General features: G+C 72.7%; 17 protein-coding genes and 1 pseudogene. 4 read left to right on the forward strand and 14 right to left on the reverse strand.

Annotated elements, in window-relative coordinates:
* Positions 1-47: 47 nt before the first annotated feature.
* Complete coding sequence (locus tag IT293_13520; GenBank protein ID MCC6765674.1) at positions 48-989, forward strand: lytic murein transglycosylase; 942 nt, start codon at positions 48-50, stop codon at positions 987-989.
* 109 nt (positions 990-1,098) lie between these two features.
* Here the strand turns inward: IT293_13520 and IT293_13525 are convergent, their stop codons facing one another.
* The 6 genes and pseudogenes from IT293_13525 to IT293_13550 form a co-directional block, all read right to left on the reverse strand.
* Positions 1,099-1,344, reverse strand: a complete 246-nt coding sequence (locus tag IT293_13525; protein ID MCC6765675.1) for a hypothetical protein — start codon at positions 1,342-1,344, stop codon at positions 1,099-1,101.
* A 191-nt stretch (positions 1,345-1,535) separates the two neighbouring features.
* Positions 1,536-2,213, reverse strand: coding sequence for a response regulator transcription factor (locus IT293_13530; GenBank protein MCC6765676.1), 678 nt, complete (start codon positions 2,211-2,213; stop codon positions 1,536-1,538).
* Positions 2,210-3,325 carry a hypothetical protein gene (locus IT293_13535; GenBank protein ID MCC6765677.1) on the reverse strand — a complete coding sequence of 372 codons (1,116 nt, stop codon included), beginning with the start codon at positions 3,323-3,325 and terminating at the stop codon, positions 2,210-2,212. The genes IT293_13530 and IT293_13535 overlap by 4 nt, the downstream gene beginning before the upstream one ends.
* 201 nt (positions 3,326-3,526) lie before the next feature.
* Complete coding sequence (locus tag IT293_13540; GenBank protein ID MCC6765678.1) at positions 3,527-4,189, reverse strand: BON domain-containing protein; 663 nt, start codon at positions 4,187-4,189, stop codon at positions 3,527-3,529.
* A 143-nt stretch (positions 4,190-4,332) separates the two neighbouring features.
* Positions 4,333-4,575 (reverse strand): annotated as a pseudogene (locus IT293_13545) (cytochrome c).
* A 33-nt stretch (positions 4,576-4,608) separates the two neighbouring features.
* Positions 4,609-5,325, reverse strand: a complete 717-nt coding sequence (locus IT293_13550) for a TerB family tellurite resistance protein (GenBank protein MCC6765679.1) — start codon at positions 5,323-5,325, stop codon at positions 4,609-4,611.
* A 197-nt stretch (positions 5,326-5,522) separates the two neighbouring features.
* Here IT293_13550 and IT293_13555 point away from each other — a divergent pair, with 197 nt between their 5' ends.
* Positions 5,523-5,957, forward strand: a complete 435-nt coding sequence (locus IT293_13555) for a hypothetical protein (protein ID MCC6765680.1) — start codon at positions 5,523-5,525, stop codon at positions 5,955-5,957.
* Here IT293_13555 and corA read toward each other — a convergent pair.
* Both corA and IT293_13565 read right to left on the reverse strand, forming a co-directional pair.
* Positions 5,954-7,042 carry a magnesium/cobalt transporter CorA gene (gene corA / locus IT293_13560; protein ID MCC6765681.1) on the reverse strand — a complete coding sequence of 363 codons (1,089 nt, stop codon included), beginning with the start codon at positions 7,040-7,042 and terminating at the stop codon, positions 5,954-5,956. The genes IT293_13555 and corA overlap by 4 nt on opposite strands.
* A gap of 4 nt (positions 7,043-7,046) precedes the next feature.
* Positions 7,047-8,507: an amidase gene (locus IT293_13565; protein ID MCC6765682.1), complete on the reverse strand. Its 1,461-nt coding sequence runs from the start codon at positions 8,505-8,507 to the stop codon at positions 7,047-7,049.
* A 610-nt stretch (positions 8,508-9,117) separates the two neighbouring features.
* On the opposite strand from IT293_13565, the gene IT293_13570 reads away from it, so the two are divergent.
* A complete protein-coding gene (locus tag IT293_13570; protein MCC6765683.1) occupies positions 9,118-9,717 on the forward strand; it encodes a nucleotidyltransferase in 600 nt (199 codons plus the stop codon).
* 84 nt (positions 9,718-9,801) lie between these two features.
* Here IT293_13570 and IT293_13575 read toward each other — a convergent pair whose 3' ends face one another.
* Together IT293_13575 and IT293_13580 are read right to left on the reverse strand one after the other, a co-directional pair.
* Entirely contained in the window at positions 9,802-10,146 is a 345-nt protein-coding gene (locus IT293_13575; protein MCC6765684.1) for a nucleotidyltransferase domain-containing protein, read from the reverse strand.
* Positions 10,147-10,262: 116 nt separating this feature from the next.
* Positions 10,263-10,415 carry a hypothetical protein gene (locus IT293_13580; GenBank protein MCC6765685.1) on the reverse strand — a complete coding sequence of 51 codons (153 nt, stop codon included), beginning with the start codon at positions 10,413-10,415 and terminating at the stop codon, positions 10,263-10,265.
* Between the two features lie 698 nt (positions 10,416-11,113).
* On the opposite strand from IT293_13580, the gene IT293_13585 reads away from it, so the two are divergent.
* Positions 11,114-11,623: a cytochrome c gene (locus IT293_13585; protein ID MCC6765686.1), complete on the forward strand. Its 510-nt coding sequence runs from the start codon at positions 11,114-11,116 to the stop codon at positions 11,621-11,623.
* A 20-nt stretch (positions 11,624-11,643) separates the two neighbouring features.
* Here the strand turns inward: IT293_13585 and IT293_13590 are convergent, their stop codons facing one another.
* The 4 genes from IT293_13590 to IT293_13605 all read right to left on the reverse strand — a co-directional run bounded on the left by IT293_13590 (position 11,644) and on the right by IT293_13605 (position 16,033).
* Positions 11,644-13,149, reverse strand: a complete 1,506-nt coding sequence (locus IT293_13590) for a thymidine phosphorylase family protein (protein MCC6765687.1) — start codon at positions 13,147-13,149, stop codon at positions 11,644-11,646.
* An 11-nt stretch (positions 13,150-13,160) separates the two neighbouring features.
* Positions 13,161-14,570 (reverse strand): MBL fold metallo-hydrolase, encoded by a 1,410-nt coding sequence (locus IT293_13595; protein ID MCC6765688.1) that lies wholly within the window; start codon positions 14,568-14,570, stop codon positions 13,161-13,163.
* Complete coding sequence (locus IT293_13600; GenBank protein ID MCC6765689.1) at positions 14,567-15,442, reverse strand: ribose-phosphate diphosphokinase; 876 nt, start codon at positions 15,440-15,442, stop codon at positions 14,567-14,569. The genes IT293_13595 and IT293_13600 overlap by 4 nt, the downstream gene beginning before the upstream one ends.
* Before the next feature lie 132 nt (positions 15,443-15,574).
* Positions 15,575-16,033: a universal stress protein gene (locus tag IT293_13605; GenBank protein MCC6765690.1), complete on the reverse strand. Its 459-nt coding sequence runs from the start codon at positions 16,031-16,033 to the stop codon at positions 15,575-15,577.
* Positions 16,034-16,036: the final 3 nt, after the last annotated feature.

Genomic DNA, 16,036 nt, shown 5'->3' on the forward strand with positions numbered 1-16,036 from the left:
CGGCCGAGATCGTGCTAAGGGAACTCGTGCTCCGGAGGATCGTCGTCATGCGTCGTCTGCCGATCGTCGCCTTCATCTTCTGCGCATCTCTCGCGGCATCCGCCGTGCGGGCTGCGGCGAGCGACGACGAGGCGATCGCGGCCCGCCACGGCTGGCGCTGGCTGGTCGACAAGCTCGCGGCCGACGGCGTGCCGCGCGCCGAGGCGGCGGCGGCCTTCGCCGATCCCCGCCTCCCCGCCTTCGACGGCCTCTGGTTCGCGCTCGCGCCGCGCGAGAGCAGCACCCGCTACCGCCAGCTCCGGAGCCCGGCCAGCGTGCGCGCGGCGGAGCGGTGCCGCGCTCGTTACGCCTCCGCCTTCCGGAAAGCGGAGGAGCGCGAAGGCGTTCCGGCGGGCCTCATCGCAGCGATCGTGCACGTCGAGAGTTCGTGTGGGAACGCAACCGGCTCGAGCAACGTCCTCCACCGCCTCGCCCGCCTCGCCATGGCGAACGAGCCCGCCAACCTCGCCCGCAACGTCGTCGACCACGCCGGCGAGCCGCCCGACCCGGCGATCGCAGCGGTCGTGCGCGAGCGGGCCGCCTACCTCGAGCGCACCTTCTACCCAGAGGTCCGCGGCGTCTTCACGATGGCCGAACGGCTCCGCATCGATCCCCTCGCCATGGAAGGCTCGGGCGCCGGCGCCTTCGGCTTCCCGCAGTTCCTGCCGACGAGCTACCTCCGCTACGGCGTCGACGGCAACGACGACGGGCGCGTGAGCCTCTACGACATGGACGACGCCGCGGCCTCGTGCGCGCGCTTCCTTGCGGGAAACGGCTGGCGGGCCGGCCTCACGCTCCCCGAGCGTCGCCGCGTCATCTGGCAGTACAACCGCTCCGACGCCTACATCGACACGGTCCTCGCGCTGCACCGCCAGATCGAGGCGCCGGCGCCGGTCGAGCGGAATCCGCGCGTCGCCAGGAACGAGCTCCGTAAGCGCCGCGCCCGCTGATCCGTTCGACGGCGCCGCCGTCAAACGCACAGGAGGCCGCGCCCGTACGGCAGCGGCACCGCCAGCGCGTCGAGGAGCCCCGGCGGAGCCGCGCAACGGGGCCGTCCGTTCAGGACGCCGGCACTGGTTCCTCCACGATCCGACCGTTGCGGTCGAGAACGTCCTCGTGGGAGGCCTTGATGTGGTCGTACACGGCGCCACGGAGCTTCGATCCGAAGCGGCATTCGGCGCAGTAGTACATCATGCTCGGCCGCCGCGGCGGCGGCTCCGCCGCCGCCGGCTTCGGTCCACCACCGAACAGGCGGCGATACCACGGAACGCGGCCGTTCCCGGATGCGGAGCTCGTCGATGCCATTGCGACTCCTTTCGCTCGCGACCACATCGTCGAAGAAACGGGGCGAGCGCGCGCAGCATACCGACGGGGGCCGCCGGGCCTAGCTGCCAGACGGTCGGAATCTCTCTGCGACTTTGGTCGGAGGCGCCCTCCACTTCCGGCCTGATGCAGGCGGGTCCGCGGACCTCCCACGGATCGCCTCCGTTGGCCGCTCAGCCGAGCCGGTCGCGGACGTCGACGAGCCCCGTGCGCACGGCCCAGAGCGCAAGCTCCACACGATCGCGCACCCCCAGCTTCTGGAAGACATTCGTGAGGTGCGTCTTCACCGTAACCTCGCTCACGTGCAGGCGCGTCGCCACCTCGGCGTTGCGCAACCCGCGCGCAACGTGCCGCACGACCTCGAGCTCGCGCTCCGTGAGCCCCTGCACCCCCGGCGTGCGCCACTCGGCCGTCATCGCGGCTTGCAGCTCCGGCGGCATCCATACGTGTCCCGCCTGTACGGAGCGGATCGCCCCCATGAGCGTCTCGATGGCGTAGCGCTTGAACACGACCCCGCGGACGCCGAGACGCAGCACCGCCAGCGCTTCCTCGGGCGCCTCGTTCGCCGTCACGACGACGACCCGCGTGCGCTCCGCGAGCACCGGTACGTCCGGCAGAGCGCTCCGCTCCATCTGCAGGTCGAGGAGCAGGAGGTCCGGAACCGCGCCGGCAACGATGGCGGTGAGCTCGTCCATCGTCGCGGCCTCCCCCACGATGCGGACGTCGGACTGGAGCTCGAGCATCATGCGAAGCCCCTGGCGAAAAAGCGCGTGGTCGTCGGCGATGACCACGCGCATCGGCTCGCCCGCGCCGGAGTCCCCGTAGTCCTCGGCGCGGTGGCCGCCCGTCATGCGCGCGGCAGCTCCACGATGATCTCACCTCCGCGCCGCGCTCGTTCCCCCACGCGGACGACGCCCCCGCAGTCGCGCGCCCGCGAGGCGATCGTCCAGGGAATCTCGTCCGTCCCGGCGAAGCCGACACCGTCGTCCGCAATGGTGATGCGTACGCCGTCGCCGCCGGCCGCGGCGACGACGCGACTCGACGTGGCGCGCGCGTGCCGACGCACGTTCCGCACGCCCTCGAGCATGATCAGGAGCGCATGCTCGACGAAGATCCCCGAGCCCTCGATCTCAGCGGCCACCGTACAGCGCGGCTCGCGGCCATCCGTGTCCCCGTCGTCACGGCGACCGAGGGCCGCGAGCGAGCGTACGTACGATCGCACTTCGTCGTACTCGCGCCGGACGCCGCACTGAAGCGCAGCGAGCTCCGTCGAGGCATCCTCCCGACGGTCACGATCGAGCAGCACCCGGCAGTTTTCGAGACGGACGTTCACCGCGGCGAGCGCCTGCACGTAGCCGTCGTGCAAGACGCGCGCGATGCTGTGGCGTTCCGCCCGTGTCTCCGCCTCGCGCACCCGCTGCTCGCAGTCGAGCCGCCGCTGCGCGAGATACGCGACGAGCCCGCCCGTGATCGCAAGATAGATCGGCCGCATCATGAAGAGGCTGGCGCCAGAGGTATCCGAGGCAAGGATGATCCCGAGGTAGAACGCGACGCAGGCAGTGGTCACGGCGAGGATGACGCGTGCGCCGGCTCGTGCGCCCGCGGCAAGGATCGCGAACGCAAAGAAGACGTAGGCGGGGCTGGTGGCGCCTTCCGTGACGATCGCGACGGCGACCCCGAAGAGCACATCCGCCACGACCGACAGGCGCGCTCGGCGCTCGCCCCGGGCAGGACGCGCCACGTCGAGCCTCCAGCACCCGAGGGCGTACGCCAGATGTGCACTCAGGACCGCGAGAGCCGGGCCGTCGATCATGAAGAGACCGCCGGTCACGCGTACCCAGTGGCTCAAACTCGGCGTCGTCGGATCGATCCAGACCGAGACGATCGCCGCAACCGAGAGGATGACCCGACCGAGCACGATGTGACGCTCGATCGGCGCCGGAGCGAGGATGACCATCGACATGCGGCCGAGACTAGCGCACTGACGGCGCGGCGCCACGCCGGTACTGGCCAGCGAAGCCGTCCGGCCCCCTACCGCTCCCGCCCGCACGCTCCTGCGGGCCTGATCGCGACCTTCCGCACCGGTCGCGGCGCACGCCGACGAAATTCCGCGGCGCACGGCCCCGTGCGCATCGCGGTCCTCGCGCTCGAACGGCTACACGGTTCACGCCGGGAGCATCAGCCGATCGCACACCGCGACGACGCCCGGTAGATGGCCGACGACGCCCATCACGGCTCGCTTCTCGGCGAACGAGTCGACCGGACCACTCAACGTCACGACACCGTTCTCGACGGCGACCGCGATCCGCCGCGTATCATGATGGGCCTGGCGCGCGAGCGCGTCCTCAATCGCCGAGCGCACCTTGCGGGAGTCGATGCGGCGCGGCGCCACCACGAGGTCGTTCACGACGTTCCGGACACCGCGCAACGCCCGCACCGCCTCCTCCGCGTCCTCGCGCTCGCGCAGGAGCTCGACGGTGCCCCCGAGCGTCACCGAGCCGCCGCTCACGGTCGAGGTGATCCGCTCGTCGGGCACGCGCACGTCCCACTGGAGCGCATGACGCACGGCGGCGGCGATCTCCGCGTCGCTGCGCTCGTCCGCTCTCGCGAGCACCGTGACGTCGTTCACGACGTCGAGCACGCCCGGCACGCGATGCGCCGCGCGTTGCGCCGCAACCTTCTCCGCGTAGCTCCTCACCGTCCCGGTGAGCGCCACGATGCGATTGGCGACCGCGACGTGCACGCTCACGGCATTGACCTGACTGTCCCAGGCGAGCTCGCGTCGGACCTCCTCCGCGAGCGCCTCGTCGCTTCGCAGGACGATCATCGTCGTGCCCTCCGTGCTTGGGTGAAGCGGCTTTCGTGCCAAGACGCCGGCCGCGCGCCCGCAGGGAAAGGCGGAGCGGCCTTCGCAGCGACGCGAAAGAGCCCGCGCGCCGTCGCGCCGCCGGGAAGATCGCACGCCCCGGCTCAGGGCGGCGGCGGTCCCGCCGCGGCGCGGAGATACGCCCGGACGTCGCGCAGGCGAGCCTCGGCGAGCACGTCCCGGAAGTGCAGCATGAGCCCGCGCTCCCGTTCGAGCATGTGAAGGAGCGCGGCGCGCGGACAGCGTCCGGCGGCGCTCGCCGGCGGCACGATCTCGTCCGTGTAGACGCCCTCCCCATCGTCGCCGTGGCAATCGGCGCAGTAGGTGTCGTAGACGCGGAAGCCGTCGCTCCGCGCAAGCGCCGGCCGCGGCCGCCCTCGTCACCGGGACCCGCGGGCCTTGCCGATGGCCGTGAACGCCGCGGTTGCGGCCGCGAGCCGGCGCACCGCGAGCACGGCGAACTCGGAGCCGAGATCGAGAACCTTGATCGGCTGATACCGCTCGATGACGGCGCGATACGCGTCCTCGACGACGGCCGCGGACGCGCCGGGCGCGAGCCCGAGCGCGGCATAGGCCGTCGCGAGCGGGTCGGACGTCGGAGCCGGCGGCGCTCCGGCCGTCTCGGATGCCGCGGCGGGGCTCGTCTCGGCCCACGCCGCCGCGACCGGCCGCGGCGCGGCCTCCCCCCGCGGCTCCGCGAGCACCGATGCCCCGGTCACCGCGGCCGCGGTCCGCACCACGTGCGCGACGATCGCCGGCGCCACGTCGAGCGCGTCGCCGATGCGGCCGAGGAGCGCGACCTCGCGCGGATCGAGCTCGCCGTCACTCGCGGCGATGTCGGCGAGCGCCGCGAGGATAGTGCCGCCGCCGTCCGGGTAGGCGTCGAGCAGCACGGCGCAGGCAGCACCGACATCGATCGGTCCGTCCACGGCGCGTGCGAGTTCGTCCCGGGTCGCGGGCTCGAGCGCCCCGAGGCCGAGCCGGACGAGCCCGGCGGCGGCGGCGATCTCGGCGCTGGTCACACGGGCGTCGGCCGCCATCACGGCCGCGGCGAGGCGCGCGATCGAACGGCGTGGATCGACAACGAGGTCCGTCATGCCTCCACGACAAGCGAAGCGCGTGCCAGCCTGGGAGGCACGTGGCGCCGCGGCGGTGTTCGCAATTCTGGCAAGAAAACGGCGGCGTGCTTCCCGAAGAACCGGACGTCGGGCCCGCGGCGTCCGCGAGGCGTCGCCATCCGGACGCGGCGCGCTCGTTGCCGTGCGGGCCCCTCGTCCTCTATAGCTCCACGTCCATGGACTCCCGGATCCGCGCGCGCCTCGTCTTCCACGGGGCGGTCGTCGTCCTGCTCGGCCTGCTCGCCGGCTTCCCGCACGCGTTCGTCCTGACCGGCCAGATCGCCGGCGAGGAGCGCGCCTGGCGCATGGCGCACCTCGAAGGACTCCTGAACGGCATGCTGACCATGCTCGCGGGCGCCGTCGGCGGATCGCTCGTGCTCTCGGCGAGCCAGCAGCGCTGGCTCGTCTGGTCGCTCGCCGCCGCCGCCTACGGCAACGTGGTCGCCTCGGTGCTCGGCGCGACCTTCAGCGTGCGCGGCCTGGCGCTCGCCGCGCCGCCCGCGAACGCGATCGTGAACCTGCTCTTCTGGCTCGCGATCGTCGGCGTGTTCGTCGGCGTCGGGCTGCTCGTCGCCGGCGCCGCGGCCGCCGTCCACGCCGGGCGACGCTAGAGAACCTCGGAGCCCGCGCGCGCCCGGCGCCGCCCGCTCCCGAGCCAGCCGCGGCGGCGGAAGAACCCCAGCATGCCGAGCGCTGTCGCCACCATGACGGCGAGCACCACGAAGTAGCCGACCGGCGAGCGCAGCTCGGGCATGTTCTCGAAGTTCATGCCGTAGATGCCGGCGATGAAGGTGAGCGGGATGAAGACGCTCGACATGAGCGTCAGCACCTTCATCACCTCGTTGGTGCGATGGCCGATCGTCGAGAGGTGCAGCTCCGAGAGGCCGACCGCCATCTCGCGCGCCGAGTCGATCATCTCGACGATCTGCGACACGTGATCGAACGTGTCGCGGAGATAGAGCTGCACCGCCTCGGACACGAAGGGCGTCTTCTCGCGCACGAGCTGGCTCACGGCCTCGCGCTGCGGCCACGCCACCCGCCTGAGCACCGCGAGCTGGCGGCGCAGCCGGTGCAGCCGCCCGAGCGCATCGCACTCCGGATCGTCGACGATCTCGTCCTCGAGCGCCTCGAGCTCCTCGGAGATCTGCTCGGCCAGCGGGTAGTAGTGGTCGATCATCGTGTCGAGGAGCGCGTACGCGAGATAGTCCGGGCCCGAGGACCGCATCGGCCCGAGCCCGGCGCGCAGGCGTTCGCGGGCGGCATCGAAGAAGCCGAGGAAGCGGACCTGGAAGGTGAGCAGGTGGCGCGGTCCGATCAGCATGCAGACCTGCGGCGTGTCGACGCCACCGCCGTCGTCGAGGATCGGCAAGCGCGCGATCACGAGCTGGTGGTTCGGGTACACCTCCGACTTCGCCCGCTGCGGCACGTTCACCGCGTCCTCGAGCGCGAGCGGGTGGATGTCGAAGATGCTCCCGATCCTCCTGAGCACGACCTCGTCGCCGAGCCCCTGCACGTCGATCCAGCACATCCCGGGCGCGTCGCGAAACGCCGCGAGGTCGTCGACGTTCGCGACCTCCACCTCGCGGATGCCGGCGGCGTCGTAGGCCGTCACCTTCAGGCGCGGCGGCGGCGAGCCCGCGGGGATCGCGAGGGTGCCGGGCCGCGCGCCGATCGGTGGATGGGCCTTGCGGAACATCGCCTCAGACACCCGAGGGTGGGACGTAGCCCCCGATCACGTCGGCGAGCCGGCGCGCGAAGTCGATCGTCGTGCGGTCCTCGAGGTACGGACCGACGATCTGGAACCCGACGGGCAGACCGGCCGGCGTGCGGCCGATCGGTACGGCCGTCGCCGGCAGCAGCGCCATCGTCACGAGCCCGGCCCAGACGATGAGCTCGATGTACGAGCGCTCGAGGCCGTTCACGCGGATCGTGCGCGAGAGCAGCGTATCGCCGTGGTCGTGCGCGATCGCGGGCACCGGCCAGATCGGGCAGATCAGGACGTCGAAGCGCGTGAAGAACTCCGCCCAGCCGCGGCGGATCTGCTGGCGCTCCTCGTCGACCGCGATCCAGTCGCGCGCCGGCAGCGTGACGGCGCGGACGAAGCGGTCGAAGAGGTTCGCGTCGTCGGGCGGCGTCGCGGCGGCGACGCGCGCCAGCTCCGCCACCTCCTCCACGGTCATGCCGCCCGAGAGGATCGGCCAGAGGAGCTTCTCGTAGAGGCGGTGCACCACGCCGAGATCCGCGACCGGCCGCGCCCGTTCGTCGACCGCGACGCCCGCCGAGCGCAGCGCCGCCACCGTCGCGGCGCCGTGCGCCCGCACCTCGGCGTCGACCGGGCCGAAGGGATCGTCCATCCACACCGCGACGCGGTAGTCGCGCAGCGCGTGCCGGCGGGGCGGCGGGAGCGTGAGGCGCCAGCCCGCAGCGTCCGCCGCATCGGGACCGGCGAGCACGTCGAGGAGGAGCGCCAGGTCGTCGGCGCTCCGCGCCAAGGGGCCCATCACCCCGAGATCGTACTCGCCGAGCGCGCCCGGCGGCCCGGGAATGTGGCCGCGCGACGGGACGATCCCGTGGGTCGGCTTGTGGCCGTAGATGCCGCAGCAATGGGCCGGACAGCGGATCGAGCCTCCGATGTCGCTGCCGATCTCCGCGCCCGCGAGCCCGGCGGCGATCGCGACCGCCGCGCCGCCCGAAGACCCGCCGCAGGTGCGCTCGAGGTTCCATGGATTCCGCGTGATGCCGAAGATCGGGTTGTAGGTCTGGACGTCCGCCGCGTAGGTCGGGGTATTCGTCTTCCCGAAGATGATGGCGCCCGCGGCACGCGCGCGCTCGACGACCGTCGCGTCGGAGCCCGGGATGTAGCCCGAGAGCAGCGTCGCCCCCGCCGTCGTGCGGAGGCCCGCGGTCTCGAGCGTGTCCTTGATGGTCATCGGCAGCCCGTGAAGCGGCCCGAGCGTCGCGATGCCGCGCCTGCGCGCGGTGTCGGCGGCATCGGCGGCGCGGCGCGCCCGTTCCACGTCGAGGGTCACGACGGCGTTGAGGGCGCCGTTCAGCCGCTCGACGCGCGCCAGGTAGTGGTCGAGGAGCTCCCGGGCGCCGAGGTCGCCCTTCTTGAGCGCGGCGACGAGCTCGACGGCGGGGCGGAGGGCGAGGTCGGTCATGGGTCGCTTCCGTAGCAAAGCGGCGGCCGAGGGGACAGTGCGTGCGGAGCCGACGCACCACGAGCGCAACGACTCAGGCACCCACTCGATGCCCCCGGCGACGTCAGCAGCATCGAGGGCATCGGCGCCGGCCAGCCAGGGCGCCATGTCGAGCGCGCGCCCGTTGGCCTCGACTTCCCATCGCCGGCGCGCCTCGGGGTCACGATCGACGAGCGCGCGGCCCTCGCGCACGATCCGGCCGACCAATGCAGGAGCAGCCGATCCGAGATCCACTACGTCCACGGGCGTCCCCTCCGCCGAGGTGCGCGCCGGCATCTGATCGCAGCATTGCCCCACACGCGCGTGTCACCACGTGATTCATCCGGGTCTCGTCCTCGTGAGGTGATCGGAGCCTTCGCGGCGTCCGGCGTCGCTGCTATGGTGACCCGCATGGACGCATTACGTCGCGATGCCCTCGAACGTGCGCGTCGCACCCCACCGGAGGTGCGGGCCGCCCAGGCCCTCCAGGCAATACGTCTGGGCATTCGCCTTCGTCGCGCCGCTCTTCGGGTACGTCATCCCGACGCGTCGGACGAGGCGATCGAAGCGCTCTTGCGCCGTTGGCTGTCCCGTGACGCTTGAAACTCCCGAGGTCGTCCTGGCGGATGTCGCGCATCGCCTGGAAGGGCGCGGGGTGGCGTTCGCACTCGTCGGAGGCCTCGCCGTTTCCATTCGCAGCGAGGTCCGCTTTACCCGCGACGTCGATCTCGCGGTCGCCGTCGCCGGTGACGACGACATGGAAGCCCTGGTTCACCACCTGCGCGGGGTGGGCTACCGTTCGGTCGCCGTCGTAGAGCACGAAGTCCGCCGACGGCTGGCGACCGCACGCCTGGAATCGCCGACGGGGATGCTGGTCGATCTCATCGCTGCATCGTGCGGAATCGAAGCGGAGGTCGTAGCGCGGGCCGAGCGTATCTCCATCGAGGGTGCCGGCACCATCCCCGTTGCGCGCCCCGAGGAGCTCCTGGCCATGAAGATCCTCTCGATGACCGAGCAGCGGCTGCAGGACCGTCTCGACGCGATCAACCTCGTGCTCGCCAATCCGACGCTCGAGCTCGCCGAGGTGCGAGCCCTCCTTGCCCTCATCACGTCGCGCGGCTACGAGCGCGGCCAGGATCTGTCCGCCAAGCTTGACGAGCTACTCGCCGCGGCCCGCGCCCACACTACCTGAGGTCGGAGATCGGCGACGAGCCGTTCGCACCATCATTTCGCGCCGGCTCGAAAGCGGCTCGACCGGACCCGGAACCCGCGAGACTCACCCGGACCGGAACCGGCGGGGTGGAGGCACCGCCGGAGCCGAGCTGATCACGGCCACCCACTCGGACATGGCTACCTGCAGGAGCGACGACGGTTGCGCGCGCAGGGTCCGCCACTCGGCGGGTGTGTAGATCATCAGATCCATCGGCGGCAGACCTTTGCCGAGGCCGGGAACGTCACGAAATCGATCGGGGAACGTCCGCGACGACGGCGCGACGAGGATCAGATCGATGTCGCTCTCGGCCGAGGCCTCGTCACGCGCGTAGCTTCCGAAGAGGTACGCTTCCGTCACGCACGCCGGCAAACGCCGGCGCAGCTTCGCCAAGAGCGCGGCGCGAGACACCGGAGACGGCCGCCTCCACGCCACCGCGGCCGATCGCTTCACGGAGGTGATCACCTACCTCCTTTCGCGAGTGCTTTCTTGGCCGCGGCATGACCAATCGTTGACGCGGTTCTCCGTCACGCCTGCGGGACTATCACGCCGCCACGCCCGCCCCAACGGTGTACCCGCCGCTCTCCGCGTGCGGACACCGGTACCGTCGCCGCCGTCAGCAGCACGACGCGCGGCTTCTCCTTGCCGTCGCCGATCACGACCACGCTCGGTACCGTCACGAGCGCCCGGCCAAGGAACCGCGGCGTGTGGCGGACCGGGAAGCCGGCGGTGAACGCGTAGCCGGCACGCGGCAGCGCGACCGCGCGGAGACCGAGGACGCGCTCGGCCCGGCGCCGCGGTGTGGCCGTCCAACGATCGAAAACGGTAGCTCGTGGTCGGATCGTGGAATCGGGCAGAGGAGGACGCCGCGTGGGCTCATCTCCAGCGGGAACGCTAGTCCTCGTCCCCTTTCCGTTCTCGGATCTCTCGCGCTCCAAGCTGCGTGCACTACGCGACGCGCCCGAGAAGGCGGCCTGAAACCCGCCCCTTCGAGCTCGCCGGAATAGGCTCGAACCGGCGCACGCGGTGCCGTCGTCAGCTCGCGAAGGAGCGCGAGGATCTCCGACGGACGACCCTGCCCCCTCCCGTCAGCCGAGGCGGAGCAGGTTCACGAGCAGGCTCGAGAAGACGACCACGTAGACGACGAGCCAGAACATCGTGAGCGGCCAGGGAGCCGGCGTGTCGAGACGACGCGGTGCGGCGGTCATGCGGGCTGGGGTAGGCAAGGCGCGTGCCATACCCAAGACCGTGGAAACACGGCATTCATGATTCGGGGGATTCCGAACCCCGAGAAGAATCGCCCCGCGGGGTCGCGCCGCTGGGAAAGCCGGTCCGATCCGCGCTCGCGCGGGCGGCTCCGCCCGGATAGAAGGCGCCCGTGCTCCGTCACGGACCGGGTCGTTCCGCCCTCGCGGTCGCCGCCGCGCTCGCCCTCGCCGGCGGCTGCGCTCGCCCCGGCCGCTTCGATCCGACGCGCCTCGACCCGACGAGCCCGGCCTCCCTGGCCGCCGCCGCCGAGGACTTCCGCGCCGCGTGCGCGCCCTGCCACGGCGCCGACGCGCGCGGCACGGGCCCGGTCGCCGCGAGCCTGCGCCAGCCGCCGACGGATCTCACGCTGCTCGCGACGCGCCGCGGCGGGATCTTCCCGTTCGACGACACGGTGGCGGTGATCGCCGGCGAGCGCGCGATCGACGCGCACGGTACTCGCGTGATGCCGATCTGGAGCTTCCGGCTCGGCGGCGGCGACGCGGCCTCGGCGGTCGCGTCGATCGACGCGCAGCGCCGGGTCGACATGCTCGCCCGCTACCTCGCGACGCTGCAGCGCCCGGCGCCGCCGCCGACCCCGACGAAGCCTTCCGCGCCGCCGCGGGCGCGCACGTCGCGCTGACGCGGTCCGCCGGCCGCGACTCAGAACCCGTAGCGGATGATCTCCGGGTGCGCGTTCGCGTACGCGCACGCGAAATCGAGCTGGGCCCGGCTCTGGGCGTGGATCTCGAAGAGCGCCTCGCCGCGCGTCACGACGTCCCCGAGCGTCCGCAGGAGCTTCACCCCGGCGACGACGTTCGCGGGGGCGCCGGCGCGCTTCGCGACCCGCGCGATCTCCCAGCAGTCGATCTCGGCGATGCGGCCGTCGGCGGGCGCCGGGACGATCGCCCGATGCTGCGCCTCGGGCGGGAACGCGCGCCGCCCCTGCACGTCCACGATGCGCTCGAAGGCGGCGGCCGCGGCGCCCGAGTCGAGCGCCTGCTGCGCGGCGTGATAGCCGCCGGCCGCGGGCACCGCGCCGACCATCTCGAGGAGATGCGCGGCGAGGTACAGCGCCTTCTCGCGGAGGTCGCGCGGCGCGCTGCCGTCGCGCCGCAGCACGGCCAGCACGTCGAGCGCCTCCAGGCGCGGGCCGATGCCGCGGCCGATCGGGCCGCGCGCCTCGGTGACGAGCGTGTCGACGCGGAGCTCGATCGCCTCCGCGACCACGCGGAAGAGCGCCGCCAGATGCTCGGCGGCGACGTGGTCGCGGACCTTGGCGGTCGGGCCCACGGGAATGTCGATCAGCACGTGGGTCGCGCCGGCGGTCTTCTTCTTGGCGAGGATCGACGCCACCATCTGCGGCTCGGTGTCGATCTCCATCGGCCGCTCGACGGTGATCAGGATGTCGTCGGCGGGCGCGAGGTCGAGCGCCCCGCCCCACGCGATGCAGGCGCCCGCCCGCTCGACGACCCGGTGCAGCTCGGCCGGCGGCAGCGCGACCTCGGCGAGGAGCGCCATGGTGTCGGCGGTGCCGGCCGGGCTGGTGATCGCGCGCGACGAGGTCTTCGGGATCGTGACGCCGAGCGCGGCGAGGATCGGCACGACGATCATGGTCGTGCGGTGGCCGGGAATGCCGCCGATGCAATGCTTGTCGGCGATGGGTCCGCGGCCGAAGTCGAGGCTCCGGCCGCGCGCGATCATGGCGCGGGTGAAATCGACGATCTCCCGCTCGTCGAGCGTCCGCAGCGCGCACGCCAGCACGAACATCGCGAGCTCGACCCGCGAGTAGCGGTGGCGGACGACGTCGCCGAGGATGGCGTCGAATCCGGCCCGGTCGAGCCGCTCACCACGGAGCTTCGCGCGCACGAGATCGACGCTGCGGGGCGCCGGCGCGATCGTCGCGTCGACGGGCGCGCCCTCCGGAAGCCCGAGGTCGCGGAATGCGACGTCCGAAAGCCCGATCTCGTCGGGCGCGATGAGCGCGTCGCGACAGAAGTTGAGGGTGCCCGTGAGCTCGCGCGGCTCGCCGCTCGCGGCGTCGACGCCGGCGACGCGCACGCGGTCGAGCACGTTGAAGCCGAGCGTGCCCGCGCGCACCGCCTCCTCGTGCACGAGGACGACGTGCTCGCGCATGGTGTCGATGCAGAGATGCTTCAGTCGGAACACCCGCCCCTCCCTCAATCCACGCGCACGATCTCGAGGTAGCGCGGCACCGCGGCGGTCCACCCGAGCTGCTGCTCGATGGCGTCGTGGAGGCCCTGTGCCGCCGGCTCCTCGCCGTGTACGACGAAGACGGTCTCGGGCGCGCGCGGCGCGCGGCGGAGCCACGCGACGATCTCGTCGCGATCCGCGTGCACCGAGAACGCCGGCACCGACGCGACCTCGGCGCGCACGCCAATGTACCGTCCGTGCATCTTGAGCTCGCGCGCCCCGTCGGCGAGCGCCCGTCCGCGCGTGCCCTCGGCCTGGAAGCCCACCAGCAGGACGGCGTTGCGCTCGTCGGGCAGGCGGCGCGCCAGGTGGTGCAGCACGCGCCCGCCGCTCGCCATGCCAGACGCCGACACGATGATGCTCGGGCCCCTGGCGTCGTTGATCGCGATCGAGTCCTCGACGGTGTGGGCTTCGATCAGGTTTCCGGGGTCGAAGGGATCGCCGTCACCGGCGAAGTCGGGCCGGATCTCGAGGCCGCCCGCGGCGATCGCGCGCCGGTACACGTCGAGCGCGGCGAGCGCCATCGGACTGTCGACGTAGACCGGGAGGTTCGGCACCCGCCCCTCGCGGATCAGCCGGCGCAGGTGCAGGAGCAGCACCTCGGTGCGATCGACCGCGAACGACGGGATGACGATCGTGCCGCCGCGCGCCGCCGTCCGCGCGATCGTCTCCTCGAACCGCGCGAGCGCGGCGGCGTCCTCGTGGCGGCGGTCCCCGTACGTCGACTCGATGAGCACGAGGTCGGCGGGCGGCGGGTCGGCCGGCGGATTCAGGATCGGATGGTGCGGCCGGCCGAGGTCGCCGCTCACGAGGAGCGCCCGCGGCTTCGCCCCCTCGATGGCGAGCAGGACCATCGCCGACCCGAGGATGTGGCCGGCGGGCAGGAAGGTCGCGCGCACGCCGGGAGCGATCTCGATACCCTGGAAGAACGCGGCGGCGCGGAACTGGCCGAGCGCGCGCTCGGCGTCGGCGCTCGTGTAGAGCGGGAGCGCCGGCACGTGCCTCGAGGTGCCGCGCCGATTGGCGTAGCCGGCGTCCTCCTCCTGGAGGTGGGCGCTGTCCGGCAGCACGATGCGCGCGAGGGCGTGCGTGAGATCCGTCGCGTAGATCGGGCCCCGGAAGCCGTTACGCGCGAGCGCCGGCAGGTAGCCCGAGTGGTCGAGGTGCGCGTGGGTGAGCGCGACGGCGTCGATCGACGCCGGGTCCACCGGGAACGGGCTCCAGTTGCGGAGCCGGAGAGGCTTCAGGCCCTGGAAGAGGCCGCAGTCGACGAGCACCCGCGCGCGCGGCGTCTCGAGGAGGAAGCGGCTGCCGGTGACGGTGCCCGTCGCGCCGAGGAACCGCAGGACGGGAGCGGCGGTGCGATCGCGTTTCATGTCGACCTCGGGAGCGCGGCCGCGACGAGCGCGGCGACGCCGATGGCGTTGGTGCAATGCGGGAGCGTGTCGCACGACAGGAGACGACGGACGCCGGCGGCGCGGATGCGGGCCTCGGCGCCGGGCGCGAAGATCGCGTGGCTCACGATCGCGTCGACGGAGCGCGCGCCGGCGGCGCGGAGCGCCCGCGCCGTCGCGGCGATCGTGGCGCCGCTGCTCGCGATGTCGTCGACGACGACCGCGCGCGCCCCGCCCGCCGCCGCCGGCACCTCGACGGAGACGGCGCGGTCTCCGTGCCGCACCTTGCGCGCCACCACGGCCCGGGCGCCGGCGCCGCGCGCGATCGCCCGCACCCACGGCGCCGATTCCTCGTCGGGTCCGACGACGAACCATGCGCCGCCGCGGGAGCGCAGCCACGCCGCGAGCGCCGGCGCCGCCGACACCGACCGGCTGCGGCCCGGGACCACCTCGGCGAGGCGCCGCACCCGATGAAGGTGCGCTTCGATGGTGAGCACGCCGTCGAATGCCTCACCGAGGAGGCGCCCGACGACCCGCTGCGACACGGGCTCGCCGGGATGGAACACGGCGTCCTGCCGCATGTACGGCAGGTAGGGGGCGACGAGCGTCACGCGCCGCGCTCCCGCGCGCCGGAGCGCGTCGGCCGCGAGCAGCACCTCGACGAGGCGCTCGTTCGGATCGGCGAGGGCCCGGACCAGGATCGCGTGGCGCCCGACCGGCGCCCGGACCCGGACGAGGCTTTCGCCGTCGGGAAAGCGGTGCAGGTCGACCGGCACCACCCGCCGCCGCGCCGCCCGGGCGAGCGCCGCTCCGAAGGCGGACGTGTCGGGGAAGACGTGAAGGGACGCGGACATCGGCTGCTCGTTATACGGCGGGCTCAGGATTTCAACGGAGCGACGCTCCGCCGGCGCGGTCCGGTCGGCGGGACACGGGGCTGCTGCCATCGCCTCCGGATCACCGCGCCGCGCGAGGATCGGACCGCGACACTACCGACGGGCGGAGCGATGCCGGGAGCGCGCGCCGGCGCGGACCGTGAGCACCGGCACCTCGGCGTGTCGGATGACGCGCTCCGCGACGCTCCCGAGGAGAAGGTGCGGAAGCCCGCTCCGCCCGAGCGTTCCCATCACGATCGCGTCGGCCTTGCGCGCGGCCTCGAGGATGCAGCTCGCCGGCGCCCCGGTCATCACCCGGCTCCGCACCCGTCCGACGCGGCGGCCGGCGACGGCGCGCGCGACATCCTCGGCGAGCCTCTCCTTCACCGCCGCGACCTCCGCGGCCGACGGCAGGATCGGTAGGCCGTGCGGCGGGTAGATCGGTGAGATCGCGTGCATCACGAGAAGCGACCCGTCGTGGCGCGCGGCGAGGTCGGCGGCGACGTCGAGGGCTCTCGCCGCCGACTTCGAGAAGTCGTACGGAACGAGAATCTTCCGGAAGAGCGCGGGCATGCG

It is taken from the genome of Deltaproteobacteria bacterium (assembly GCA_020848745.1).
Lineage (GTDB): Bacteria > Desulfobacterota > Binatia > UTPRO1 > UTPRO1 > UTPRO1.

Excerpts from the sequence above, each read along its gene's own strand:
- IT293_13595 (MCC6765688.1), bottom strand. The coding sequence starts at position 14,570 with ATGAAACGCGATCGCACCGCCGCTCCCGTCCTGCGGTTCCTCGGCGCG.
- IT293_13565 (MCC6765682.1), bottom strand. The coding sequence starts at position 8,507 with ATGACCGACCTCGCCCTCCGCCCCGCCGTCGAGCTCGTCGCCGCGCTC.
- IT293_13555 (MCC6765680.1), top strand. The coding sequence starts at position 5,523 with ATGGACTCCCGGATCCGCGCGCGCCTCGTCTTCCACGGGGCGGTCGTC.
- IT293_13600 (MCC6765689.1), bottom strand. The coding sequence starts at position 15,442 with ATGTCCGCGTCCCTTCACGTCTTCCCCGACACGTCCGCCTTCGGAGCG.
- IT293_13520 (MCC6765674.1), top strand. The coding sequence starts at position 48 with ATGCGTCGTCTGCCGATCGTCGCCTTCATCTTCTGCGCATCTCTCGCG.
- IT293_13550 (MCC6765679.1), bottom strand. The coding sequence starts at position 5,325 with ATGACGGACCTCGTTGTCGATCCACGCCGTTCGATCGCGCGCCTCGCC.
- corA (MCC6765681.1), bottom strand. The coding sequence starts at position 7,042 with ATGTTCCGCAAGGCCCATCCACCGATCGGCGCGCGGCCCGGCACCCTC.
- IT293_13525 (MCC6765675.1), bottom strand. The coding sequence starts at position 1,344 with ATGGCATCGACGAGCTCCGCATCCGGGAACGGCCGCGTTCCGTGGTAT.
- IT293_13605 (MCC6765690.1), bottom strand. The coding sequence starts at position 16,033 with ATGCCCGCGCTCTTCCGGAAGATTCTCGTTCCGTACGACTTCTCGAAG.
- IT293_13530 (MCC6765676.1), bottom strand. The coding sequence starts at position 2,213 with ATGACGGGCGGCCACCGCGCCGAGGACTACGGGGACTCCGGCGCGGGC.
- IT293_13535 (MCC6765677.1), bottom strand. The coding sequence starts at position 3,325 with ATGTCGATGGTCATCCTCGCTCCGGCGCCGATCGAGCGTCACATCGTG.
- IT293_13540 (MCC6765678.1), bottom strand. The coding sequence starts at position 4,189 with ATGATCGTCCTGCGAAGCGACGAGGCGCTCGCGGAGGAGGTCCGACGC.